We start from the raw sequence: 25341 nt of genomic DNA on the forward strand, positions 1-25341 counted from the left end.
TGGGTCGCGCGGCCCTGTAGGGTCGCGCCATGTCCTTGCCGAATGTGACCTTTTCCGACGATCAGGCGACCGCCTATGACAGCATCGCCGAGATGCTGAAAACAGCTGGAGTTGACCTTGAAGACGACGCGCTGCTGAGGCCACCAGGCGGAGGGAAATCCGGGGTAATGGCGGTGATCGGTAAAGCAGGTTCCGGAAAAACGCTGCTGCTTGCCGAGCTTTACAAGGCACTCGCCGAGGCGGGTGTGAATGTTGTGTCCGGCGATTATGAAAGCCGCAAGTCCAAGGACAAACGCAGCCTTGCCATTCTGGCCCCAACGAACAAGGCCGCTAGTGTTCTGCGATTGCGCGGGGTCCCGGCAACCACAATCCACCGCATTCTCTATACGCCCGTATATGACCCTGAATACGAGCGGATTGCCGAATGGCTTGCTGGCAACGGGGACCGCCCCGAGATCGAAGGTCTGACGGATGAGGCACTGGATCGAGCGGCTGCCTTTTACGAGAAAAACAAGTCGATCCCCGGGGCTCTAGCTGCAGCAGGTTTGCGCGGGTCGGATTTCATAACCGGTTGGAAACGCAGGGACGAACCGCTGGACATCGGATTCGTGGACGAGGCGTCGATGTTGGACGACCGGCAGTTCGAGGACCTGCAGGAGATTTTTCCGACACTTCTGATGTTTGGCGATCCGGCACAGCTGGCGCCTGTCAATCAGTCCGGATCGATGGTCTTTGATGGATTGGCAGAGCCGCGAAAGTTGACCCTGCACCGCGTTCATCGTCAGGACGCGGATAATCCGATTCTGGATCTTGCACATGCTTTGGCCGACCCGGCGATGGGGTTTGAAGAATTCGAGCACTTGATTGAACAAACCTCGCGCAAGGATGATCGCGTGATCTGGGGCCAACGGGTCGAGGTCGACCTGATGGCCCGCAGCCCGGTTCTGGTCTGGCGTAATGCAACACGGATACGATTGATTAACGCATTCCGGCATGTTCACGGTGCGCCTGAAACGGAACTTCTGGAAGGCGAGCCGCTGATTTGCGACGGAATTGAACTGCCGCTGAAGCACCGCAAAAAACGCCTCGACCTCGAAGCGCGCGGGCTTATCAAAGGGGCACAGGTCATCTATCTGGGGCCGGGACGGAAACCGGGGTTTTCCCGGCTGCATGTTATCGGCGCCGAGGACCCGCAGGTCAGTGCCGCATCCATCGTCAAAATCGAAAAGCCGGACGAGGAAGAGCCGTTCATCCCCTACGCCGCACGCATGGGGGCCACATTCCTGCACGGCGCGGCGGTCACGATTCACAAGGCGCAGGGATCGCAATGGAACACGGTACAGGTCTTTGCCCCGGATATCTATGCTGCCGCCAGAATGGGCCGGACCGAGGCCGGACAGCCCTTGTGGAAACGTCTGGCCTATGTCGCGATCACCCGCGCTCAGGAACGCCTGATCTGGGTAGTGCGCAACCGTTTGGCCAAACCGACACACGAACTGCGTGTGGATGATCTGCGGCAGGTTCCGGCTGCATCCCTGACTCTGGAGGCGGAAGAAACATGAGTTCAATCATCGTGACCGGTGCAAGCTCGGGCATAGGTCGGGCCACTGCCGAGCTGTTTCTGGAACAGGGTTGGGTTGTAGGCCTTTTGGCGCGCAGCGGCGGCGTTCTGTCTGAGATGGCTGGCCAATACGAAAACGCTGTTCCGCTGACTGCGGACGTGACGGACCCGCAGGCAGTCGACGCTGCCTTTCTGTCATTTGCGCAAAAGGCCGGACGGTTGGATGTTCTGTTCAACAATGCCGGTGTGTTTACGCCTGCAGGCAAGATTGACGAAATCGCGCTGGAGGATTGGTATCAGACGGTCAACGTCAATCTGAATGGCATGTTCCTGTGCGCCCGGGCGGCTTTCAGCACCATGCGCAGGCAGTCTCCGCAAGGGGGGCGTATCATCAACAACGGATCCATCGCGGCACATGTGCCGCGCCCGAACTCGGTCCACTATACGGCAACCAAACACGCGATCACCGGCCTGACCCGAAGCCTTTCTCTGGACGGGCGTGATCTGAACATCGCGTGTGGTCAGATTGACATCGGCAACGCGAGAACGCCCATGGTTCAGGGATTGGTCGATGCGGCGATAACACAAGGGCAGCAGCCCGATCCGACCATGGCTGTCGAAGACGCGGCTCGTTCCGTTCTGCATATGGCGACGCTGCCGCCCGAAGCCAACGTGCAGTTCATGACCGTGATGGCGACAACAATGCCTTATATCGGACGCGGCTGAAGATCAGTTCTCGCGCAGCAGACGGAATGCCGTGGATGCGCTCCAGCCTGCGGCAATGGCAATCGCAAGAGACATCAGGCCATATACCATCGGGTTTTGCCGTGACAGGTTGTAAAGAAAGCGTTCCAGTCCGACCTTGCGCACGTCGATCGCGGTTTCCAGCTGTGAAATGACCTCTCCCCCGCGCGTCAGGAAAATTCGGGCGACGTACTCGCCCTCGGTCAGATCTGCAGGCATCTCGATCGAGGTGCGAAACAGGGTCTGCTGGTCCACGGCCACCGTGTCTTCGCGAATGGAATACAGGTGTTCCTTTTCACGGATGCGAACGACCGCATCAGCAAATGACTGTGCCTCACGGATATGCATGGCAGCCCCAACCGAGCGAATGGCCCGCTCGATGGAAATGCGATACCGCAGGTCTTCGGTATCGGTAAGCACCTGATCGAACGGTGCACTGGTTGCGACTGCGTAAAAACTGGGGGCCGAGTCCACCAACACGCTGTCCACATTCACCCAGATCCCGAACTTCTTTTCCTTGCGGCGCACCATCACCGGTTCGGATGGGCCGGACACAGCAACGACCACTTCCAGCGGTGGGCCCGATGGAATTGGGGCTTCGCGTTTGACTGCACCAAAGATCAGGATATCGGAGCCGTCGAAATTGGCGGTAATGGCAACACGGTCCTGGCTAAGGCCAAGAACAACCTGTTCCCCGTCAGCAAAAGCAGAGGAACACAACAGACAGAAAACAGCGATCAGACGCAACATCTCAGTGCCCTCCGTCCGTGCCAAGTGAATACAGCTCCGACGGCTGAAGAAGCAGTTCCAAAGCCAGCTTCCCGCAGACCGCCAGAACCATGAGGGCAAGCAAAATACGCAATTGCTCGGCTTTCATGCGGGCTCCGATCTGGGTGCCGATCTGGGCTCCGACGACACCGCCTACCAGCAGCAGAACGGCCAGCATCACATCAACAGTATAGTTGGTGGTCGCGTGCAGCATCGTGGTGAATGCGGTGACAAAGATGATCTGGAACAGCGACGTTCCCACCACGACCTTGGTCGGCATCCCCAGAATGTAGATCATCGCCGGAACCATGATGAATCCGCCACCGACGCCCATGATTGCGGACAACACGCCAACGCAAAGGCCGACGACCAGTGGCGGGATGACCGAGATATACAGGCCAGATGTCCGAAACCGCATCTTGAGGGGCATCGCATGAACCCATCCGCGCTGACGGCGTTTGGGCGGCGGTGCTCCGTCGGCCTTGCGCAGCTTGCGGATGGCGTTGAGGCTTTCGATGAACATCAGCCCACCGATGACACCCAGAAACACCACGTAGCAAAGCTTTACCAGCAGATCGACCTGACCGAGGCTTTTGAGATAGTTGAACACCACCACGCCCAGCGCTGCGCCGATTAGTCCGCCTATCAGCAATACCGTCCCCATCCTGAGGTCCACGGTCTTTCGTCGGAAATGGGCCAGAACGCCTGAAAATGATGATGCGACGATCTGGTTCGCTTCGGTGGCCACCGCGACGGCTGGAGGTATCCCGATAAAGAACAGCAGCGGTGTCATCAGAAACCCGCCCCCGACACCAAACATTCCGGAAAGGATGCCCACCAGACCACCAAGGCCCAAAAGCAGGAACGCGTTAACTGATACTTCGGCTATCGGTAAATAGATCTGCATGGTGACTTCTAGTCCAGCCTGGATAAGTTGTGCAATGCGGCAGGTTTTACGCACTCACCGGCATCAAGTGATCGTGTGCAGCCCAAGGGTGACAGTTCCGTGTCATTTCCCACCGCACGTGGTGAGTTTTGATTGCCGGTAGGATCAATCCCACCTTGTTCAGTGACCGAATACAGCTCGACCGGCTCGAGCAGCAGTTCAAAGGCGATTTTGCCCGAAACTGACATCACAAGAAGGGCCAGCAGAACGCGCAATTGCTCGGCTTTCAGGCGCGCGCCGATCTGTGTGCCCAACTGTGCCCCCACGACGCCGCCCAGAATCAAGAGAAGGGCCAGCATCAGATCAACACTGAAATTGGTTGATGCATGCACCATCGTCGTGAACCCGGCCACAAAGATGATCTGAAACAGGGACGTTCCGATCACAACCTTGGTCGGCATCCCAAGAATGTAGATCATGGCAGGCACCATGATAAAGCCGCCGCCGACCCCCATGATTGCCGACAGAATGCCCACGCCGAACCCAACCAATGCAGGTGGAATGACGGAAATATAAAGGCTTGAGCCGCGAAATCGCATCTTGAATGGCAGCGCATGAACCCATGTTCGCTGACGGCGTTTATAAGGTGCCGCGCCGCCGGCTTGTTTAGACCTCCGGATTGCGTTCACGCTTTCGACGAACATCAGGCTGCCGATGACGCCCAGAAACACCACGTAACAAAGCTGAACGGCCAGATCGACCTGCCCGAGCTGCTTGAGAAAGTTGAAAAGAACCATCCCCAACGCCGCACCGAAAAGCCCGCCAATAAGAAGAACAAGCCCCATCTTCAAATCGACGGTTCTTCTTTTGAGATGGGCCAGAAGCCCCGAGAATGAGGACGCGACAACCTGATTTGCCGAGGTTGCGACTGCAACCGTTGGCGGAATGCCGATAAGAAACAGCAAAGGCGTGATCAGAAACCCGCCCCCCACTCCGAACATCCCGGAAAGCACTCCGACGGCCGCACCGATGCCCAGTAACAATAGGGGATTCACCGAGACCTCGGCGATAGGGAGGTAGACATGCATACCCCCTTAGAGCGGTTGCGGCACGCAAAATCAACTCTGCATGCCGCTATGCAGCGAACAGGACCGAAGAACGGTCCTGAACTGGCCCTATCACCGTTCTTTTACATAGGGTTCGCCGCCTGCGCGTGGTGGGATGGCCTTGCCGACGAACCCGGCAAGAATCACGACCGTCAGGATATAGGGCAGGGCGTCCATAAGCTGAACCGGAATGACGACGCCACCCAGATCGATGTTCTGGAATCGCAGGGCTATGGCTTGCAACAGGCCGAACAGCAGGCAGGCCCCCATGGCGTGCCAGGGTCGCCATTTGGCGAAAATCAGCGCCGCCAGCGCAATGAACCCGCGTCCCGCCGTCATGTCCTTTACAAAGCCAGCCTGCAAGGCTGTCGCTAGATAGGCCCCCGCAATGCCGCAAAGCACGCCGCAGATCGCAACGGCCGCATAGCGTAGGCCCACCACTGACACCCCAGCGGTGTCGACCGCCGCGGGGTTTTCACCAACGGCGCGCAAGCGTAGTCCGAATCTGGTCCGGTACAGTATCCACCAGGTCGCGGGGACGGCCAGAAAGGCGAAATAGACCAGAATGGAATGACCTGAGAGCAATTCGGAATAAATCTGGTGCAAAACGTTGGTTTCGGACATCAGCGCCGAAACCGGGCGTCCTGCAAGCTCCGCGTCTTCCGGACCGATTGCCAACGGGAATTCAGCGCTCTCAAAACGCCCTTCACCGATCAGCGAAGGAGTACGTCCTCCCTGTTGAAACCAGTCCTGTGCGACAAGCACGGTCATACCGGCGGCAAGGAAATTGATCGCCACGCCTGAGATTAGCTGATTACCCCGGAAAGTGATCGAAGCCAGACCGTGCAGCCCGGCAAGAACCAGCGAAGACGCGATACCCGCCAGTAGCCCCAGCCAGACCGAACCGGTTACGGCCGCGACAGCGGCGGAAAAGAACGCGGCCATCAGCATCTTGCCTTCCAGGCCGATGTCAAAGATGCCCGCCCGTTCGGAGTATAGCCCTGCAAGACAGGCCAGCAGCAAAGGTGTCGCCAAGCGAACGGTCGAATCGAGGACCTGTATGAGTGTCAGAAAATCCATCAGGCCGATCCTTTCCGCAGTCCAAGGAACAGCTTTTCAAGCGGCATCCGCACCATATTGTCCAATGCCCCGGTGAACAGGATCACCAGTGCCTGAATCACCACGATCAGTTCGCGAGGGATTGAAGTCCACAGCGCCAGCTCTGCCCCCCCCTGATAGAGAAATCCGAACAGGATCGCGGCGAGGAATACGCCAAAGGGATGCGACCGGCCCATCAGCGCCACTGCGATACCGATAAAGCCCGCACCTTCGGTCGAATTCAGAACCAGCCGCTCTGCCTCGCCCATCACGTTGTTGGTTGCCATCAGACCAGCCAAAGCACCCGAAATCAGCATGGCGACAATGGTGATGCGGACAGGCGAAATACCTGCGTATATGGCCCCGGTTTCCGAATGGCCATAGGCCCGGATTTCGTAACCCAGGCGGGTGCGCCAGATCAGCGCCCAGACCACAACGCAGGCAAGGATCGCCACAAAGAACGAGATGTTGGCAGGCGCGCCGCGGAACACCACGTTTTCGGCGGTCGAGAACATTGACTGGAAGGTCGGCAGATGCGTCGCCTCGGGGAAACGGGCGGTCGCTGGGTCCATCGACCCCTGAGGACGCATGACGTTGACCAGCATATAATTGAGAAATGCTGCAGCGATGAAATTGAACATGATCGTGGTGATCACGATATGGCTGCCGCGTTTGGCCTGCAGATAGGCCGGAATTGCTGCCCACGCCGCGCCAAAGATCATAGATGCCGCGCAAGCTCCGAGCAAAGCGATGGACCAGTGCGGCCACGGCACGTGCAGGCAGACAAGCGCCACGCCCAGCCCGCCCAGCATCGCCTGACCTTCGCCACCGATATTGAACAGGCGCGCATGGAACGCGACGGCCACGGCCAGACCGGTGAAAATGAAATTGGTGGCATAGTACAACGTGTAGCCCCAGCCATAGGTCGACCCCAGTGCGCCGGTAACCATCAGGTTCACAGCCTCGACCGGGTTTTCACCGATTGCAAGGATGACAAGGGCGGAAAGGATCGCTGCCAGTATCAGACTGATCACTGGGATCAGGACCACGTCGGCCCATTTAGGCATTTTGTCCATGTTACGCGGCCTCCCCCGCAACACCGGCCATCAACAGGCCCAGTTCTTTTTCATCTGTTTCATGTGGCAAACGTTCGCCCATGATATGTCCGTCAAACATCACCGCGATCCGGTCCGAGAGCGAGAAAATTTCCTCCAGTTCGACCGAGACCAACAGGATGGCCTTGCCCTGATCACGCAGCGCGACGATCTGTTTGTGGATGAATTCGATCGCGCCGATATCAACGCCACGCGTCGGCTGGCCGACCAGCAGCAGGTCCGGATTGCGCTCGATCTCGCGTGCGACGACGATTTTCTGCTGGTTCCCGCCCGAGAAATTCTTGGCCGCCAGCCAGCCATCGGGCGGGCGTACGTCGAACTTCTCGATCTTGCGTTCGGTGTCGGCCCGCAGGGCTGCGTTGTCCATGAAGATGCCACGCTGATAAGCCGGATCGCGATGGTACCCGAAGGCCACGTTTTCCCAGGCGTGAAAGTCCATGATCAGACCCTCGCGCTGCCGGTCTTCGGGCACGTGTGCGATATGCTGGGCGCGGCGCGCCTGCCCATCCGAACCCGGACCGCTCAGCGCCAGAGGGGAACCATTCAGTTTGATCGTACCACTTCCGGCGCGCATACCGCCCAGAACTTCCAGTAGCTCTGACTGGCCGTTTCCGGCGACACCGGCGATGCCGACAATCTCGCCCGCCCGAACAGTCAGATTGATGCCCTTGACCCGCTCGACCCCAGCCTCGTCGCTGACGTGCAAATCCTCGATTTCCAGAATGGGCTTGCCCGGTTGTGCCGGAACCTTGTCGACCTGCAACAGAACCTTGCGGCCCACCATCAGTTCGGCCAGTTCTTCGGGGTTGGTTTCCGCTGTTTTGACCGTTGCCGTCATCTGGCCGCGGCGCATAACCGAAACCGTATCGGTGGCTTCCATGATCTCGCGCAGCTTGTGGGTGATCAGGATGATCGTCTTACCTTCTTCCCGCAGACGGTGCAGAATGCGGAACAACTGATCTGCCTCGGCCGGTGTCAACACGCCCGTAGGTTCGTCCAGAATCAGAATTTCCGCGCGCCGGTACAGCGCCTTGAGGATTTCGACCCGTTGTTGCATCCCGACACCGATCTCGTCGATGCGTTTGTCCGGATCGACAAACAGTTCGTATTCTTCTTCCAGCTCTTTCAGTTCCTTGCGCGCCTTGGCCAGAGATGGCGCAAGCAGGCCGCCTTCTTCGGCGCCCAGAACGATGTTCTCCAGAACTGTGAAATTCTCGACCAGCTTGAAATGCTGGAAAACCATGCCAATGCCTGCAGCGATCGCCGCCTGACTGTCGGGGATGTCGGTCTTTGTACCGTTGATCCAGATTTCACCTTTGTCGGCTTTGTAAAAGCCGTAGAGAATGCTCATCAACGTGGATTTGCCCGCACCGTTTTCACCGATGATCCCATGGATCGTACCGGGGGCGACGCTGATGGAAATATCTTTGTTGGCCTGAACCGGCCCAAAGGCTTTGGATATCCCTTTGAGCTCAATGGCGGGGACGGTCATGTCTTGTCCTCAATTGCCGAAGGGCCGCGCTTGCAATTCGCGGCAGAGTGGATGCGGGACGGAAAGCGCTCTCCCCGTCCCGCGCGATATCAGAACTGCAGTGCCGGGCAGCTGTCGTTCTCGTAATAGCTGACGACCGTGACGTTGCCATCGATGATGTCCTGGCGTGCCTTGTCGACTGCGGCCTTCATTTCATCCGAAACCAAAGGCGCGTTGTTGTCATCCAGAGCATAGCCAACGCCCTCTTCGGCGAGACCCATGGTAAAGACGCCGGGCTCGACCCCGTCGCCCGCTTTCATGGCTTCATAAACAGCCACGTCCACGCGTTTCAGCATCGAGGTCAGAACCTTGCCCGGATGCAGGTGGTTCTGGTTGCTGTCGACTCCAATGGACAGGATGCCTTCGTCTGCAGCGGTCTGCAGAACGCCAACACCGGTACCGCCCGCGGCGGCATAGACAACGTCAGCACCCTGGCTGATCTGAGCTTTGGTCAGTTCCGAACCCTTCACCGGGTCATTCCAAGCGGCCGGGGTTGTGCCGGTCATGTTGGCGACGACATTGATGTCGGGGTTAACCGCCTTGGCACCTTGAGCATAGCCACAGCCAAAGTGACGGATCAGCGGAACGTCCATGCCGCCGATAAAGCCAACGGTGCCTGATTTCGACGCCATCGCCGCCATCATGCCCACAAGGTACGACCCTTCGTGCTCGGCAAAGCCGACCTGACGCAGGTTCGGCGCGTCCAGCCATGTCACGTCAACCACGACGAACTTGGTGTCGGGATAGTCGGGTGCAACGGTGCTCAGCGGATCGGCCATCGCGAAACCCATGGTGATGATCGGGTTTGCACCCGCTTCGGCAAAGCGGCGCAGAGCCTGCTCACGCTGTGCTTCTGACTGCAGCTCGATCTCGCGATAGCTTCCGCCGGTTTCCTCGGCCCAGCGCGAGGCGCCGTTATGTGCGGCTTCGTTGAACGACTTGTCGAACTTGCCACCCAGATCAAAGATCAGGGCCGGTTCGGCAAGGGCTGCGCCTGCCGTCAATGCGACGGCGGCAGCGGCGCCCATCAAGGATTTCATCAGGGTCATTTTGTACTCCCGTTGGTTTTTATCGATCCGGAGCGAACGAATAATCCGTTGCTCCGCTCAAAGCGAGCAGAACTGCTGTGATGCTGGCAATTAAGGCCGTTTGCGGCGGCGGTGGTCAACCGCTTTTTGACCAGATGGTCTGAGAAACGCCCGGCTGCCGTCAGGGCAAGCTGCGTTCCATTACAATTGCATCCACGTTCTCCTCGTTTTCGCGCCGATAGTAGCCCCGGCACAGACCGCAGGGCGCATAACCGCAACTTTTATAGAGTGCAATGGCCGCTTGATTGTCAGCAGCGACATCCAGAAACGCGCGGGACGCGCCCGCCCTGATGGCTGTGTGCTGCCAGTCGTTCATCAGATGACGTGCCAATCCTGCTCGCTGGCGCGAGGGGTGGGTCGCAATGGTCAGCAGTTCCGCTTCGTCCGCTATGACGCGGAAAACCGCAAAACAGTCCGTATTGCCAATGGCATAGGTGAACCGGTTGGCCAAAAGATCAGCGAACTCTTCTTCGGTCCAGGGGCGCGACTGTCTGAAAGCTGCGGCGTGCAGGGCCGCCATTTCCGCCGGTGTCATTCGTCCAGAAGTACCGGCGGCACGTCTCTGGAAGGCGCCGCGTCAGCCGGTCGAACATAAAGAGGGGCCGGTGCCTCGCTGGTTGTGTTCCAACGCTGGGCTGCAGACCGGGCAATCGCCTCGGCATGTTTTTGGGGCTCATCGCAAAAAAACAGGGGGGTATGGGCTTCCACCTGTTCTCGGCCTGACAATACCGGAGCGTCCTCTCCGATCTGAATATAAACCTGATCCCGCGGGGCCGCGATAGCAGGGATGTGGCCAGCCGGGGCGACCAAACTCAACGCCTCAAACCCTGAGACGCCAACGGCGGGGACCTCAAGACCCAGCGCAAGCCCGCGAGCGGCGGATACCGAAATTCGGATGCCGGTGAAGTTGCCCGGACCGATTCCGACGCCGATTGCATCCAGATCGCTCCAGTCACATCTGGCCTCGGTCAGCAGTTCCTGAAGTAGTGGCATCAGCCGTTCGGCTTGCCCCCTCGACATGGCTTCGGCCCGCGACAAAAGGATTTCGCCGTCACGCAACAAAGCGGCCGCGCAATGCGCGGCCGATGTATCAAATGCCAGTATCGTCGGTTCAGACGGCAACCGGGCGCACCTCGGTCACTTCGGGGATGTAGTGACGCAGCAGGTTTTCAATGCCCATCTTCAGGGTCAAAGTGGACGAGGGGCAACCCGCGCAGGCGCCCTGCATATGCAGATAGACGACACCGCGGTCGAAGCCGTGGAAGGTGATGTCGCCACCGTCCTGCGCCACTGCCGGGCGCACGCGGCTGTCCAGCAACTCTTTGATCTGGTCTACGACTTCGGCGTCCTCGCCGGTGTGCTCGGCATGGCCCGAGGCTGTTTGCGCATCCGCGCCCATCACCGGTTGGCCGGACTGGTAGTGTTCCATCACCGCGCCAAGAATAGCGGGCTTGATGTGGTCCCACTCAACGCCGTCTTCTTTGGTCACGGTTACGAAGTCGTTGCCAAAGAATACGCCGGTCACGCCATTCACAGCAAAGATACGCTGCGCCAAAGGCGATTTCTGAGCCGCCTCTGGCGACGGGAAGTCCGCCGTGCCCATTTCCAGAACGGTTTGACCGGGCAGGAATTTCAACGTGGCCGGGTTTGGGGTGGATTCGGTCTGGATGAACATGTCAAGCTCCGCTTCTGTTGACCCTGATATGCGGGTGCGGACCTCAGAAGTCAAGAATTGGAACGATTCTAAAATGTGTAAATCTGGATCAGCATTCAGCTCTGGTTCAGATCCGGGCAGTCGCAGCCACTGATCGAACCTGTTGGCGAAGAGGAAAAGCCGCAGCATTGGACACCGGTGCTGAGCGTGCAGCAGCGTGTGCCTTGCGCAATTTCACAAGCCGAACCACCAGGCGACTGGCTGCCGACGGACAGAGTCAGAACAAGAAGAAAGGTCAGGCGCAGCATTTTATCCTCAATTCAAAGATGGATCACGATGATCGAACGCGGCCGCCAACATCAGAAAGACGAAAAAGTCGCGCACATAGGGCCGTTGTTCCTGCGGATGACGCGCCAGCAACCGGCTTGTGACGTTGTTTTCTACTTCGATGAACTTGCGCAACGTGTCGCGCCAGATGAAGTATCCGGCCAGATCGGGAACGGTCCAGAACTGCCCTTCGCGCAGGGCGGACGCACTGGTATTTGCCGCATAGGCATAGTCTTTCCATTTCTGGAGATAGCTTTGCTTCAGATCGTCCGCGGCACGCACCTCAAGCACCTTGCTGGACAGTCGGTGGTAATGGATGATGACAGATGTGGCGGATTTGGGTGTTCCGTCCACGCACCGTGATCGGAAAATTACGCGGAACAGCCACAGTTCACTATCATCTTCCTCGCTGACCGCAGGGGCGTTTTTGATCGGTTCGATGAAATAGGTCGACATCAGCAAATAGTCGTCCTCGCTCAGGGTGTTGGTGATTTCGGTGGTCAAAGCGGTTTCCGCCCCCGCGGATGCTTCGAAAATCCCGGCTGAAACCTTGGCCTTGAGGCCTACAGATGCGTCAAACCCCGAGGTATCGGTGATTTTCGTTCCACATTCCTTGACCGAGGTGATGCGGTAATTTGTCATTGCATCCAGCAGATTGGTTTCCTGTCCGGCCTGCCCGACGCCAAACCGGCGATGGAACGAGCCATCCAGTTGCCAGGCAAACGCCTGATCTGCATAAGCCTTCGTTACGATCTTGAGCGGAAACAGAGCGTTGTATTCTGCACCGGCAGCCTTTCGGCTTGCGCAGAACGACAAATAACTTGCGCCACTCTGGTGTGGCTCACCCCCAGCCTTGTAGGCCAGAACCGGAAACGGCTGGCACGCCGCTTCTTCAAGGTCTTCCAGACTGATTTCGTCTCCGCTTTCGCTCCAGTAATCCGCATCGCGAGAGGATTGGCTCAGGGCCGCCTGAAAGGCCTGTATTGTACTCATCGCCTGTGGATCATCCGCTTCAGCCACGGCAAACCCATAACGCGCCGAAACAACGTACCGGCACTGGGAAGGTCTGTCGCAGATTTCCATCCCACTTCCCGGGCAGTTATCGGCGCTTCTGCAAATCAGCGAATTTGCGGGGCTGTCGCTAAAGAAATAGGTCTGTTCCTGTAAAAGCGGCTGAATGTCCTGTTCGCGAATAAGCTTGCGATGTCCGTACTCGGTTATGACAAGGATTGCGCGGTCGCCGCGACCCGCTTCGAAATCCGGAAGCGAGACATAGGCGATCGGTTTCACGACGACGCCGATAGGATACATTTCCTGTTCTTCGAACTGGGCGTCATCGCAGCGCACATTCACGAAACGGCCCGGGGTGACCGTCACATAGTATTCATGTTCGCTGTATGGTACTGGTTCTGCTTCGTCGTTGCCGGTCAGAAACCAGTTCCACCTGATTCGCGGTTCATTGTCTTCCGCGCCGTGTAGTCGCGGGCAGGGATCGAACCCTTCGGCCTGTGCGGCGGTAAGGCATAGCGGTATAGCAAAAACCGCGACCAGAACGGTATGGAATAATTTTCTCACAACTAATACGCACAAGCTAATAAATCGACTCGCGCATATTATCAGAGTTTTTGAATTTTTCCGAATCGACACAGGATTCTGCATCACCCGGTTCAATGCCCGGTCAGGTGATCTCTTCCAGTTTTTCTTTACTTAGATCACCCGGAACTATGGTGATGGGAATGGGCAGGCCGCCGGAATTGCGCGTCAACTGTGTCACCAGAGGGCCGGGTCCCTTTTTGTCGGTTCCCGCGCCCAGCACCAGAACCCCGATTTCAGGGTCGGAATTCACATGCTCGATGATCTCGGGAACTGGTTCACCTTCGCGAATCGCCAGTTCCGGCTCAACCCCCTGCTTGTCCCGCATCCATTTCGCGAACACCTCGAAATGGGCATGAATTCTCTCGCGCGCTTCCTCACGCATCACCGCTGCAACGCCGATCCAGTGATTGAATTCATCGGGCGGTATCACGGACAGGACGATAACGCCGCCGCCAGTGTTTGACGCGCGCATAGCTGCAAACCGCATTGCATTCAGGCATTCGCGGCTATCGTCAAGAATAACAAGGAACTTGCGCATATATGTCCTTTCCGTTTCCGAGATCATGCCTGAGCAAACGAGGGCTGGCAACTCAACAACGCAGTTGGCCCGCTCAACGGTTTGACGCAGCCCAGTCCCAATACAACTCACGTGCGCGCCGGGCAATCGGCCCGATTTGGTACTGCGTGTCATCCAGCGCAGTCACTGGCGTCACCTTGTTCATGTTGCCGGACATAAAGACTTCGTCCGCATCGTGAAAATCCTCAAAGCTCAGGATGGATTCGTGCACCGTGACGCCATCCTCGCGCAGGTTCTTCATATGCCGCGCGCGGGTGATGCCCGCCAGAAATGTGCCGTTTGCCACGGGCGTGAATACCTCCCCGTCCTTCACCATGAAGATGTTGGCGGTGGCGGTTTCGGCGACATGGCCCATGGCATCTGCGACAAGGGCATTACTAAACCCTTTGGAGCGGGCTTCGCGTAACATCCTTGCATTGTTGGGATAAAGGCACCCCGCCTTGGCGTTCACGACTGCCGTTTCCAGTACAGGGCGGCGAAAACGCGTTGTCGTCAGCGTGACTGAGGCCTCTGCCGGGGCCAGAGGTATCTCTTCCAAACAGACAGCAAAGCCGGTGCTGTCTTCCTGTGGCACTATTGCCGATGCGTCACCGTCGATGCCCCAGTACATCGGGCGGATGTAGACGGCTTTGTCCGGGCCGTATGCCTGCAAGCCGTCGCGCACAATTTCAACCATCTGATCGACAGACACGGTCGGAGTCAGCATCAGCGCCTTGGCCGACCGGTTGGTTCTTGCGCAATGCGCCTCAAGATCCGGCGTCATTCCGTTGAAAAAGCGCGCCCCGTCAAACACGGATGTTCCCAGCCACGCGCCGTGATCTCCGGCCCGCATGATCGGCGCGTCCCCGTCGTGCCATTTGCCTTCGAAGTAGGTGCGAATGTTGCTGCCGACCGCCATGATGCTCTCCCTCAATTCCAGCAGAAACTAGGGGGGCACCGGGCAGAGGTCCAGAGAATAGTCAGACCGAAACAGGCAGCGTTTCGCGCTTGACCATGGTTCGCAGGGCAAAATTCGAACGCAGGTTTCGGATACCTGGTATCTGCATCAACTGGTTTTCCAGAAACGCGTCGAATGCCGAAAGATCGGACGCAACAACCCGCAAGAGAATATCGCGCGACCCTGTCATCAGATAGCACTCCATCACCTCGTCGCACCGGCGTATGGCGCGCTCAAAAGCATCAATGGCTGAACGGTCCTGTTTTTCCAGCTCGACTGACACAAAAATCGACACCCCGTAGCCAAGTTTCGCGGCATCCACCTTTGCCGTGTATCCCGTGATGATCTGGTCCTTTTGCAAACGATCCAGTCGACGTGCGCAGGGCGTCGCAGAAAGGCCGATGGTTTCCGCCAGCTCGGTAACGGTCATACGACCATCCTGCTGAAGGGCCCGAACGATTTTACGATCGATGTTGTCCATAGTGACAATCTCTAAATCCTACAGCTAAATTAGAGGACTTCACCAAAAATGCAAAGTTGGTCAGCACATCTTGGTGAAAACCGCTCAGCCCGGTGTGGCATGATTCCTGCAGTACTTCGGAGGGGCAACATGAAGATTACCGAAATTGACGCGCCGGACCACGAGCGCGTGGTGCAGTTCGAGGATGCCGCCAGCGGTTTGTTTGGCTACGCCGCCATTCATTCGACGCGGCTTGGACCCGCTGCTGGCGGTGTCAGGATGAAGACATATGGTCACCGCACCGAAGCGTTGCATGATGCCCTGCGCTTGTCGCGGGGGATGACCTTCAAGAATGCGGCCGCTGACCTGCCATTGGGTGGTGGCAAGGCGGTCATTATAGGCGATCCGACTTCGGACAAGACCCCGCAATTGCTGCGCGCCTTTGGCCGTGTCGTCCACAGCCTTGAGGGGCATTACCGGACTGCCGAGGATATGGGGATGACACCCGCCGACATGGCACATATCGGGACAGAGACGACTTTCGTTGCGGGCCTTTCAGACGGTGAATTCGCGAGCGGCGACCCTTCTCCGATTACGGCGCAGGGTATCTTCAACGCAATTCGAACCGCCGCGCGGCACCGGTTCGGGTCAGAGGACCTCAGCGGGAGAACGGTTTCGGTACAGGGTCTCGGCCATGTCGGGCATCACCTGTGTCGATTGCTGGACGGAGCGGGGGCAAACCTTGTCGTCACGGATATCGATCCGCAACAGGTTGCCCGGGTGGCCAAGGAGTTCTCCGCAACGCCGGTTTCACCGGATGAGATTTATGGCGTCGAGGCAGAGATCTTTGCCCCCTGCGCCATCGGTGCGATCCTGAACGAAACCACCATTCCGCTGCTCAAAGTCGGAGCGGTGGCCGGTGGCGCAAACAATCAGCTTGCTACCGATGAAGATGCGCTGCGCCTGCACGAACGCGGGATACTTTACGCACCCGATTACGTTGCAAACGGCGGTGGCATCATCAATGTCGCTACCGAGATTCTGCGGATTTCGAACCGGCAGGAATGGGTCGCGGCCAAACTGGACGCGCTGGACAGGACCATGGATCGCATTCTGATCCGTGCGATCAGCCAGTCGGTCAGCCCTCATGACGTGGCCGAATCCATAGTCCGGGAAATTCTGCAACCGCAGGCTGCCTGAACAAAAAAACGGGCCGCCTTGCAAAAGGGCGGCCCGGAATTGCTCAAAGGTTGGGTTCAGGAATTGCCCGCCCCGACCATTCCGACGATTTCGTAGGTCCGGCGCAGGATCGGAACCGTAATCTCGCGCGCCCGTTCAGAACCGCGCGCCAGAATCCGGTCAATTTCGGCCTGATCGTCCATCAGGCGCGCCATTTCCGAAGAAATCGGCGAAAGACGTTCAACTGCCAGGTCGGCCAGCATGGGCTTGAACTCGCCGAATTGCTTGCCGCCAACCTCGGCTAGAACTTGATCCACCGGCTGATCGCTTAGCGCGGCATAGATGTTGACCAGATTGCGCGCCTCGGGGCGTTCTTCCAGACCTTCGGCCTCGGATGGCAGGGCGTCGGGGTCGGTCTTGGCCTTGCGGATCTTCTTGGCAATGGTGTCGGCATCGTCGGTCATGTTGATCCGGCTCATGTCCGACGGGTCGGATTTGGACATTTTCTTGGACCCGTCGCGCAGGCTCATGACACGGGTTGCCGCGCCCTCAATCACGGGTTCGGTCACCGGAAAGAAATCGACGCCGAAATCGTTGTTGAACTTGATGGCAATGTCGCGTGTCAGTTCCAGATGCTGTTTCTGATCCTCGCCTACAGGCACATGCGTTGCATGATAGATCAGGATGTCGGCAGCCATCAGCGACGGATAGGCAAACAATCCCAGCGAGGCGTTCTGCTGGTTCTTGCCCGCCTTGTCCTTCCACTGGGTCATGCGCTGCATCCATCCCATGCGTGCGACACAGTTGAAGATCCACGCCAACTGCGCATGCTCTGGCACCTGGCTTTGGTTGAACAGGATCGACTGTTCCGGATCGATGCCCGCAGCGATAAAGCCAGCGCACAGTTCGCGCGTATTGTGGGCCAGTGCGGTCGGGTCCTGCCAGACGGTGATCGCGTGGAGGTCGACCATGCAATAGACAGTCTCGAACTCCGGACCCTGCATATCCACGAAGCGTTTCATCGCGCCAAGGTAGTTGCCCAGCGTTAGTCCGCCCGAGGGCTGGATGCCGGAAAACACGCGCGGCGTGAACATGGTTTCGGTCATGGAAGGGAACTCCCGTCTGGAAAAATCAGCCCCCGTCGCTTACCCATGAGGTCAGGGGACGTCAACAGCCGCGAAAGGCCAAGCCCATGAGCAGTGATCATTACACACCGCCGGTTAACCCGCTGCCGCCCGCCGTGGTGGCACTGGTGCTGTTCATCATGGGGATCGAACTGGCGTTTTCGCTGGGTGCGCGGGGGCTGGTCGGTGGGCCGGGTGCAGTGGGCTGGCGCGTTGAGGCGATCCAGAACTATGCGTTTTCCGCCGATATTCTGGATTGGATGATTGAAACCGGCCGCTGGCCGTTTGAACACATCATCCGCTTCGTGACCTATCCCTTTGTCTCGGGCAATTTTACGCAGGCGCTGTTCGTCAGCGTGTTCGTTCTTGCGATGGGCAAGATGGTGGGTGAAGTTTTCGGCGGCTTAGCAATGTTGCTGATCTTTGTGCTTTCCGGCATCGGCGGCGCGTTGGCTTATGCGCTGGTTCTTGATCCGAGCTACCCCCTGATCGGAGGGTTTCCGCCCGTCTATGGCCTGATCGGAGCCTTCACCTGGTTGCTGTGGCACAATTTGTCTCTGGTAGGGGCCAATCAGGCCCGCGCCTTCAATCTGATTGCAGTTCTGATGGGTATTCAGCTGTTGTTCGGGCTGCTCTTTGGTGGAACATCGGACTGGGTGGCCGATCTGGGTGGTTTTGCCACAGGATTCGGACTGTCGTTTCTTCTGGCTCCGGGCGGTTGGGCGCGGATTCTTCGCAAGATGCGACGGGACTGAGGCCGTAGTTCTGACTAGGATCGGCGCAGGGCTTTTTTGAATTCAGATGCCTTGAACGCGCCGAACACGTGTCCAAGCGCGAAATAGGCGCCTGCCGCAACCACAATCAGCGCCAGCAACGCCAGATAACGCCAGCCGGGAAGCTCGAAAGCCCAGCCAAAACTGTGAACGGCCGCGAACAAGACGACCCCCATCCCCAGCGATGCCGCCGCAATCCGCCATGCGCGATGTTTCATGCGCGCGTCAAAGCGGGCAACGTCCCCCATCTGCCGCGCACCGATGGCCAAAAGTGCGACCATGGCCCAGCCTGCCGCCGAGGCAGCAATGGCCGGTGCGATCCAGCCGACCACCGGAAAAAGACCAAAGGCAAGCACCGCGTTGATGATCATGGCAACCACCGCATAGCGGAAGGGTGCCCGTGTATTCTCGCGTGCAAAGAACAGGGGCTGTAACAGTTTCTGCAACATGAAAGCGGGCAATCCGATACCATAGATTGCAACCGCCAACGCCGTGGCCGCCGAATCCTCGGCACTGAACTGGCCGCGTTGAAACAGCACAGAGACCAGCGGAAGCGGAATGATCAGGAAGGCAACGGTCGAGGGCAGGGTAAGCAGCATGGTGAATTCACCGGCACGCGAGAAGGCGTTGCGCGCCCCGGTGTCGTCGCCCGCGCGCAGCCTTCGCGAAAGATCCGGCAGCAGAACAATTCCGACGGCGATACCCACGACACCCAGCGGCAACTGATACAGCCGGTCAGCAGCAAATAACCAACTGACAGCTTTTTCGGTCTTTGAGGCCACAAGTTGACCGACAACAAGATTGACCTGCGTGACCCCCATGGCCAGCGCGGCGGGCACAGCTATCCGCACCATGCGGCGCATTTCAGGCGTCAGACGGGGCCGACCCGGACGAATACGCACACCGGCCCGTTCTGCCGCCACCCACACCAGCGCCAGCTGCGCCACACCCGCAACAGGGATAACCGCGATCAGCCACCGGATGATCTCACCGCCCGAAACAGCTCCGGCGATAAGGGCGGTACACGCAAAGATGTTCAGCAATACTGGAGCGGCGGCGGCTGCCGCAAACCGACCCGTGGCGTTCAGAACGCCCGAAAACAAGGCCGCCAGTGCCATGAACAGGATGTAGGGGAACACCACATACCCATAGTCAACGGCCAGGTCGAAACGTTCATCGCCATAGAACCCTTCGGCAGTGATCCAGACCAGCGCAGGCATGAAAACCATCGCCAGCCCCACCAAGGCCAGAACGGCGACCGCCAGTAGATTGAACGCATCCTGTGCGAATCCTTCGGCGTCTTCGTCCCCCTCCAACCGTTTCGAAAACATTGGTACGAAAGCAGCGTTGAACGCGCCTTCGGCAAAGAACCGGCGAAACATGTTGGGCAGGCGGAAGGCAGCGACAAAGGCATCCATCACCGGGCCCGGACCGATATAGGCGGTTAGCAGAATTTCCCGCAGGAACCCCAGTATCCGGCTGGCAAGGGTCCAGAACCCCACGGTGAAAAAGCCCGACAGCAACCGGATGGGTTTCATGAGGCCGCGCGCTCCGCGCCTTCAGTAATGGCTTTACGCAACTTGGCCTCCAGCCCGCGTTGCTTGGCTTCGGAATGGTATTTCAGACCGAACATATCCTTGACGTAGAACGTATCGACAACCTGCTCGCCATAGGTCGCGATGACCGCATTGGCGATATAGACATTCGCGGCGGCCAAAGTGCGTGTCAGATCATACAGCAAACCGGGCCGGTCACGGGTGTCCACTTCGATAATCGTGTAAATCTCGGACCCGTCATTGTCGAAGGTGATATGCGTCGGCACGTTGAACGCTTTTTCCCGCTTTTTGATTTTGTCACGGGATTTCAGCGCATCGCGCGCAACCACTTCACCCTTCAGGGTCTTGTGGATCATCTGGGTCAGGCGCGGCAGGCGCGCGGCCTCATATGGGCGGCCCTCTGCATCCTGAATCCAGAAGGCATCGGTCACGTATCCGTCCTTGGTCGTATAGCTGCGCGCATCCACCACGTTTGCACCAACAAGTGCCAGCGCTCCGGCGATGCGGGCAAAGATGCCTGGGTGATCCGCCATCGCGAAACAGGCGCGCGTTGCGTCCCGGTCGATGTCGGGATGCAGGCGGACCTCCATCGCGCTGGGCGCGCCGCTTTCTTCCAGCGCCAACAGCATTTCGGCGAATTCAACATGCGTGGATAGGTTCAGGCCCTGCCAATACGGATCATAGTGGCGGCCGGTCTCGGTTTTGAGATCACCCTTGGACCAGTTTTCGAGCGCCTCGCGCAACGCCTTCTTGGCTTCGGCCCCGCGATTGGCGCGGTTGAGGTCCTCCATCCCGGTTTCCAGTGCGCGCTTGGTCTCGGCGTGCAGCGCCCGCAGCAGAGTGGCTTTCCAGTTGTTCCATGTATTTGGTCCGACGCCGCGAATATCGCAAACCGTCAGAACCGTTAGCAGGTCCAATTGTTTGACCGTTTTTACCGCCTTGGCAAAATCCCGCACCGTCCGTGGGTCGGAAATATCGCGCTTTTGCGCCATGTCCGACATCAGCAGATGATAACGCACCAGCCATTCCACCGTTTCGGCTTCCGCCTTGTTCAGCCCCAGTCGCGGAGCGACGGTGCGGGCGGTTTTGGCCCCCAGTATGGAGTGATCTTCGGGCCTGCCCTTGGCGATGTCATGCAACAGCAGGGCGACGTACAAAACCCGCCGGTTGACCCCGCGCTCCAGTATCGACGATGCCAGTGGCAACTCTTCGATCAGCTCACCACGTTCGATCTGGGCCAGATTGATGATGCACTGGATGGTGTGCTCATCCACGGTATAGCTGTGATACATGTTGAACTGCATCATCGCCACGATGTGTTCAAATTCCGGCAGAAAGGCCGACAGAACGCCCAGCTCGTTCATCCGGCGCAATGCACGCTCCGGGTTGCCGTGTTTCAGCATCAGATCAAGGAAAATGCGCTGCGCTTCCTTGTCGTTGCGCATGTCATCGTCGATCAGATTCAGATTTGCAGAAACCAGCCGCATCGCATCGGGATGGATCAGCATGCCTGTACGCAATCCTTCTTCGAACAGACGCAGCAGGTTCATCTTGTTCGCCAGGAATTTCGCGGGGTCGTCCACATCCAGCCGACCGTGCACGACCTTGTATCCCTGTTTGACCCTTGGGCGGCGGCGGAAGATACGCTCCAGCAGCGGTGCGCCCTTCATGTGCACCGCCTCCAGCTTGGTCAGAAGAATGCGGGTCAGCTCACCAACGCGCGTGGCTTCGCGGAAGTATCGTTGCATAAAGACCTCGACCGCGCGCCGACCAGCGCGATCCTCGTATCCCATGCGGTCGGCGACTTCGACCTGCAGATCAAACGTAAGCTGTTCGGTTGCGCGCCGCGTGACTAGATGCAGATGCGACCGGACAGCCCACAGGAAATTTTCGGCCTGAACGAAGGTCTCGAATTCCTCAGGGGTGAACAGGCCCAGCGGCACAAGCTCGGCAACGTCGTGAACCCCATAGACATACTTCGCAATCCAATACAACGACTGCAGGTCACGCAGGCCGCCCTTGCCCTCTTTCACATTGGGCTCGACCATATAGCGCTCACCCTGCTTGTGGTGGCGCTCGTCCCTTTCCTGCAGCTTGGCCTCGATGAACTCGCGTTCCGTTCCTTTGAACAGCTCTGATCTGAGGCGCGCTTCCAATTCATCGGCAAGCGGTTTGTCACCCGCAAGATACCGCTGCTCCAGCATCGCAGTCCGGATGGTGAAATCGTCGGCCCCAAGACGCATACAGTCTCGGATCGTGCGCGACGAATGCCCAACCTTCAGCCGTAGATCCCACAGGATGTACAGCATGGATTCGATCACGCTCTCGGCCCAGGCGGTGATCTTGTAGGGTGTCAGGAAAAGCAGGTCGACGTCTGAAAACGGGGCCATTTCGCCCCTGCCGTAGCCACCAACGGCGAGAACCGCGATTTTTTCGCCCTGCGTCGGGTTGGCCAGCGGATGCAGATAGGTGCTGGCAACATCCAGCGCCGTACAAACCAGACCATCCGTCAGATAAGTATAGGCCCGGGTCAGGGCGCGGGCATCGAACGGGCGCCCGGCAAAGGCCTGCGCTATTGCATCCCGGCCCGATTTTTGCACGTCACGCAAAATGCGCACAACTTCGGCGCGCATTTCGGTGTTGTCCTTGCTGTTCTCATGGGCTTTGGCGACTTTGACGCCAACATCTGCTGCGTCGAAAATCGCCTCGGCAGGGCAAATCAGCTCGCCCTCGGGCAACGGCAGTTGCACCGCAGGATCAGAAACCGGCACCAGAGAAGCTTTGCGGGGCAGGGTCAATCACAACTACCTGTCTGTTCTGGATCGTGGCCACGGCCATGCCTCTTTCATTAGTCCCGTTCGGCAGCAAACGGAAGATGCCGCCGACACCCTGAAACCCTGCCCGTTGCGTCAGGGCAGATCCGGTCAGAGCGTCCGATTTCCCTTGGCCGACCAACGCACCGATTGCCGCAATACCATCATAGGCAAGGCCGCTGATCGGGTGCGGCGCCTGACCATAGGTGGTCTGGTACCGCGCGCGATAAGACTGCGCCTTTGCCGGGTCCGGCAGCGCGAACCAGCCGCCCTGAACCCCCGGCAAATCCAGTGTTTGCTGCGGAATATCCCAGCGCGTCAGGCCGATGAACTGAGTCGTCGCGGGCGAAACCCCGGCCTCGGGCAAGAGCTGACTGTAAAGCGGCAGCGCCCCTGCGGTGGTTGCGGTCAGGAAAATCGAATCCGCGCCCGATGCATCCACGGTAGCCTTGATGGCAGGAACGGAATCGATCACGCCCTGCTGCGATCTGTCAAAACCGACCGTGCCCACATTGCCCACCCGGCTGCCGCTCAGGGCGTTGGCGATGGCAGTTTGCCCCAGTTGTCCGGCAGCATCATTGCTGTGCACGACCACCATGCCGGATTTTCCCTGCTTTCCGGCAAAGTCCACCAGCCGGTTGGCGGTATTGTCAAAGGTCGGTCCCAGCACAAAAACATTGCCGCCGGCGATACTGGTGTTGTTCGAGAAAGAAAGGACGTTGACGTTTTTGCTCAGCACCGCAAGACCTGCCGCGTTTGCCGCCTGTGCGTATACCGGACCCAGAATGATCTTGGCGCCGTCATTCACGGCTTGCTGTGCCGCGGCGGCGGCGGCATTGGCATTACCCGCCGTATCGTACACGCGCAGATCGATCTGAACGTTCTGCAGATCGGCCATGGCCAGCCTTGCCGAGTTTTCAAGGCTTCGGGCTAGCGCCGCGTCACCTGCCTGCGGCGACCCGCTTGGAACCAGCAAAGCCACAGGGACCGGTTCGGAAGTGTTGATCGAAGGTCCGCCACCGCCGACTGTAGTCGGTTCGCAGGCAGCCAGAAATGCCGCGGTCATCAATGCAATGGCGGAATGCGCCAGTTTGCGAGCAGGCTTGCAAACGGTAAACATCTAAATCAAAACTCCCTGATCCGACGGCATCAACGCCGCACTTTGTTGAGCCGCGATAATAAACGTCACGCAGAGAGGGTCCAGCTTTGAATTTCCAAAAGGTCAGATTGGACCCCGGGCTGTATTTTGTCGCCACTCCGATCGGTACGGCGCGCGACATTACGCTCAGGGCGCTGGATATTCTGGCCTCCGCAGACCTGATCGCAGCCGAAGACACACGCAGCCTGCGCAAGCTGATGGACATTCACGGCGTGCCATTGGAAGGGCGTCGCATTCTGGCTTATCACGATCACAGTGGACCTGGAGCGCGCGGTAAAATCCTTGAAGCTTTGGGTCAGGGATTATCCGTCGCCTACGCCTCCGAGGCCGGAATGCCACTGATCGCCGATCCGGGTTATGATTTGGGTCGGCAGGTGACTGAGGCTGGCCATCTGGTGACCTGTGCACCGGGGCCTTCGGCGGTTCTTGCCGCGCTGACTCTCGCCGGTCTTCCGACGGATGCGTTCTTTTTCGCGGGCTTTCTTCCAAACGCCTCTGGCGCACGGCGGTCCCGGCTTGAGGCATTGCGGCAGATACCGGGAACGCTTGTGTTCTACGAATCCCCGAAACGCGTTGCTGCCAGTCTGGCGGACATGTCTGAAACTCTGGGCGGGGATCGCCACGCGGTACTCTGCCGCGAGCTGACCAAGAAGTTCGAAGAGACGCGGCGCGGAACGCTTGCCGAACTGGCCGGGTTTTATGGCGATGCAAACGTCAAAGGCGAAGTTGTTCTGCTGGTAGATCGCGCCCATTCGCAAAGCGTTAACGAATTGGACATAGAAGAAGCTCTGAAAACGGCTTTGGAAACGCATTCGGTTCGGGACGCGGCGGATCTGGTTTCAAAAATGTACGATCTGCCGCGCCGTCCCGTATATCAACAGGCCCTGAAACTGGGAAAAGGATGACATGGCGCAGCGATCCGTTCAGGGCTCAAGGGCGTTTCACGCGGGGCAGGCTGCGGAACAGAGCGTCGCGTCAGAATATGAAAGACGGGGTTATCAGATCGCACATCAGCGCTGGCGCGGCGCGGCTGGTGAAATTGATCTGATTGCCAGGAACTCCGAAGGTCTGGTGTTTATCGAGGTCAAAAAGAGCGCCAGTTTCGAGGCGGCAGCAAACCGGCTGGCCAGGCGTCAGATAAGCCGTATATACGACGCGGCGGCGCAGTATCTGGCGCGGGAACCGCAGGGCCAGCTTACGAATGTGCGCTTTGATGCAGCGCTGGTGGATGCGGTCGGAAACATACAAATCATCGAAAACGCCTTCGGGCTGGACTGATCGCCATTGAA

The 25341-nt window shown here is 58.5% G+C and carries 25 protein-coding genes; 6 read left to right on the top strand and 19 right to left on the bottom strand.

The features are described 5' to 3' along the window. Positions 1 to 29: 29 nt before the first annotated feature. A complete protein-coding gene (locus ACR0NA_RS12985) occupies positions 30 to 1562 on the top strand; it encodes an ATP-dependent DNA helicase (protein ID WP_480729423.1) in 1533 nt (510 codons plus the stop codon). Next, positions 1559 to 2287 carry an SDR family oxidoreductase gene (locus tag ACR0NA_RS12990; protein ID WP_480729424.1) on the top strand — a complete coding sequence of 243 codons (729 nt, stop codon included), beginning with the start codon at positions 1559 to 1561 and terminating at the stop codon, positions 2285 to 2287. The genes ACR0NA_RS12985 and ACR0NA_RS12990 overlap by 4 nt, the downstream gene beginning before the upstream one ends. Before the next feature lie 3 nt (positions 2288 to 2290). On the opposite strand, the gene ACR0NA_RS12995 is transcribed toward ACR0NA_RS12990, so the two are convergent. The 15 genes from ACR0NA_RS12995 to ACR0NA_RS13065 form a co-directional block, all read right to left on the bottom strand. Next, positions 2291 to 3055: a TIGR02186 family protein gene (locus ACR0NA_RS12995; protein WP_480729425.1), complete on the bottom strand. Its 765-nt coding sequence runs from the start codon at positions 3053 to 3055 to the stop codon at positions 2291 to 2293. Between the two features lies 1 nt (position 3056). Continuing rightward, positions 3057 to 3980: a sulfite exporter TauE/SafE family protein gene (locus tag ACR0NA_RS13000; RefSeq protein ID WP_480729426.1), complete on the bottom strand. Its 924-nt coding sequence runs from the start codon at positions 3978 to 3980 to the stop codon at positions 3057 to 3059. A gap of 8 nt (positions 3981 to 3988) precedes the next feature. Then, positions 3989 to 5047 carry a sulfite exporter TauE/SafE family protein gene (locus ACR0NA_RS13005; protein ID WP_480729427.1) on the bottom strand — a complete coding sequence of 353 codons (1059 nt, stop codon included), beginning with the start codon at positions 5045 to 5047 and terminating at the stop codon, positions 3989 to 3991. Between the two features lie 90 nt (positions 5048 to 5137). Continuing rightward, positions 5138 to 6145, bottom strand: a complete 1008-nt coding sequence (locus ACR0NA_RS13010) for an ABC transporter permease (protein WP_480451466.1) — start codon at positions 6143 to 6145, stop codon at positions 5138 to 5140. Then, positions 6145 to 7239 (bottom strand): ABC transporter permease, encoded by a 1095-nt coding sequence (locus tag ACR0NA_RS13015; RefSeq protein ID WP_170654733.1) that lies wholly within the window; start codon positions 7237 to 7239, stop codon positions 6145 to 6147. Before ACR0NA_RS13015 ends, ACR0NA_RS13010 begins: the two co-directional genes overlap by 1 nt. 1 nt (position 7240) lies before the next feature. Continuing rightward, positions 7241 to 8770, bottom strand: a complete 1530-nt coding sequence (locus tag ACR0NA_RS13020) for an ABC transporter ATP-binding protein (protein ID WP_480729428.1) — start codon at positions 8768 to 8770, stop codon at positions 7241 to 7243. A gap of 89 nt (positions 8771 to 8859) precedes the next feature. Continuing rightward, positions 8860 to 9858: a BMP family ABC transporter substrate-binding protein gene (locus ACR0NA_RS13025; protein WP_170654737.1), complete on the bottom strand. Its 999-nt coding sequence runs from the start codon at positions 9856 to 9858 to the stop codon at positions 8860 to 8862. A gap of 160 nt (positions 9859 to 10018) precedes the next feature. Further along, positions 10019 to 10432 carry a GNAT family N-acetyltransferase gene (locus tag ACR0NA_RS13030; protein ID WP_480729429.1) on the bottom strand — a complete coding sequence of 138 codons (414 nt, stop codon included), beginning with the start codon at positions 10430 to 10432 and terminating at the stop codon, positions 10019 to 10021. Then, the gene (tsaB, locus tag ACR0NA_RS13035) at positions 10429 to 11019 is read right to left on the bottom strand and encodes a tRNA (adenosine(37)-N6)-threonylcarbamoyltransferase complex dimerization subunit type 1 TsaB (protein WP_480729430.1); all 591 of its coding nucleotides are present in this window, start codon (positions 11017 to 11019) and stop codon (positions 10429 to 10431) included. Before tsaB ends, ACR0NA_RS13030 begins: the two co-directional genes overlap by 4 nt. Then, positions 11009 to 11572 (bottom strand): NifU family protein, encoded by a 564-nt coding sequence (locus tag ACR0NA_RS13040; protein WP_480451459.1) that lies wholly within the window; start codon positions 11570 to 11572, stop codon positions 11009 to 11011. The genes tsaB and ACR0NA_RS13040 overlap by 11 nt, the downstream gene beginning before the upstream one ends. Before the next feature lie 95 nt (positions 11573 to 11667). After that, positions 11668 to 11859 carry a hypothetical protein gene (locus ACR0NA_RS13045; RefSeq protein ID WP_480729431.1) on the bottom strand — a complete coding sequence of 64 codons (192 nt, stop codon included), beginning with the start codon at positions 11857 to 11859 and terminating at the stop codon, positions 11668 to 11670. A gap of 7 nt (positions 11860 to 11866) precedes the next feature. After that, positions 11867 to 13453, bottom strand: a complete 1587-nt coding sequence (locus ACR0NA_RS13050) for a hypothetical protein (RefSeq protein WP_480729432.1) — start codon at positions 13451 to 13453, stop codon at positions 11867 to 11869. Positions 13454 to 13556: 103 nt separating this feature from the next. Further along, the gene (locus ACR0NA_RS13055; protein WP_480729556.1) at positions 13557 to 14012 is read right to left on the bottom strand and encodes a universal stress protein; all 456 of its coding nucleotides are present in this window, start codon (positions 14010 to 14012) and stop codon (positions 13557 to 13559) included. A gap of 73 nt (positions 14013 to 14085) precedes the next feature. Beyond that, on the bottom strand, positions 14086 to 14949 hold the full coding sequence (locus tag ACR0NA_RS13060) for a branched-chain amino acid aminotransferase (protein ID WP_480451453.1): 864 nt from the start codon (positions 14947 to 14949) through the stop codon (positions 14086 to 14088). Between the two features lie 61 nt (positions 14950 to 15010). Beyond that, positions 15011 to 15469: an Lrp/AsnC family transcriptional regulator gene (locus tag ACR0NA_RS13065; RefSeq protein WP_480729433.1), complete on the bottom strand. Its 459-nt coding sequence runs from the start codon at positions 15467 to 15469 to the stop codon at positions 15011 to 15013. A gap of 129 nt (positions 15470 to 15598) precedes the next feature. On the opposite strand from ACR0NA_RS13065, the gene ACR0NA_RS13070 reads away from it, so the two are divergent. Beyond that, positions 15599 to 16648, top strand: coding sequence for a Glu/Leu/Phe/Val family dehydrogenase (locus ACR0NA_RS13070; protein ID WP_480729434.1), 1050 nt, complete (start codon positions 15599 to 15601; stop codon positions 16646 to 16648). Between the two features lie 56 nt (positions 16649 to 16704). On the opposite strand, the gene trpS is transcribed toward ACR0NA_RS13070, so the two are convergent. After that, entirely contained in the window at positions 16705 to 17733 is a 1029-nt protein-coding gene (gene trpS / locus ACR0NA_RS13075) for a tryptophan--tRNA ligase (RefSeq protein ID WP_480729435.1), read from the bottom strand. 86 nt (positions 17734 to 17819) lie between these two features. Between trpS and ACR0NA_RS13080 the strand changes: the two genes are divergently transcribed. Continuing rightward, positions 17820 to 18506, top strand: coding sequence for a rhomboid family intramembrane serine protease (locus ACR0NA_RS13080; protein ID WP_480729436.1), 687 nt, complete (start codon positions 17820 to 17822; stop codon positions 18504 to 18506). Positions 18507 to 18520: 14 nt separating this feature from the next. Here ACR0NA_RS13080 and murJ read toward each other — a convergent pair whose 3' ends face one another. Genes murJ through ACR0NA_RS13095 form a run of 3 tightly spaced genes read right to left on the bottom strand, consistent with a single transcriptional unit; the run spans position 18521 to position 24013 of the window. Further along, entirely contained in the window at positions 18521 to 20062 is a 1542-nt protein-coding gene (gene murJ / locus ACR0NA_RS13085) for a murein biosynthesis integral membrane protein MurJ (protein WP_480729437.1), read from the bottom strand. Continuing rightward, positions 20059 to 22878, bottom strand: a complete 2820-nt coding sequence (locus ACR0NA_RS13090; RefSeq protein WP_480729438.1) for a [protein-PII] uridylyltransferase — start codon at positions 22876 to 22878, stop codon at positions 20059 to 20061. The genes murJ and ACR0NA_RS13090 overlap by 4 nt, the downstream gene beginning before the upstream one ends. After that, entirely contained in the window at positions 22838 to 24013 is a 1176-nt protein-coding gene (locus ACR0NA_RS13095; protein WP_480729439.1) for a penicillin-binding protein activator, read from the bottom strand. Before ACR0NA_RS13095 ends, ACR0NA_RS13090 begins: the two co-directional genes overlap by 41 nt. An 86-nt stretch (positions 24014 to 24099) precedes the next feature. Between ACR0NA_RS13095 and rsmI the strand changes: the two genes are divergently transcribed. Then, positions 24100 to 24957 (top strand): 16S rRNA (cytidine(1402)-2'-O)-methyltransferase, encoded by an 858-nt coding sequence (gene rsmI / locus ACR0NA_RS13100; protein ID WP_480729440.1) that lies wholly within the window; start codon positions 24100 to 24102, stop codon positions 24955 to 24957. Position 24958: 1 nt separating this feature from the next. Next, on the top strand, positions 24959 to 25330 hold the full coding sequence (locus ACR0NA_RS13105; protein ID WP_480729441.1) for a YraN family protein: 372 nt from the start codon (positions 24959 to 24961) through the stop codon (positions 25328 to 25330). Positions 25331 to 25341: the final 11 nt, after the last annotated feature.

The sequence above is a fragment of the Ruegeria sp. C11 genome (assembly GCF_056537725.1).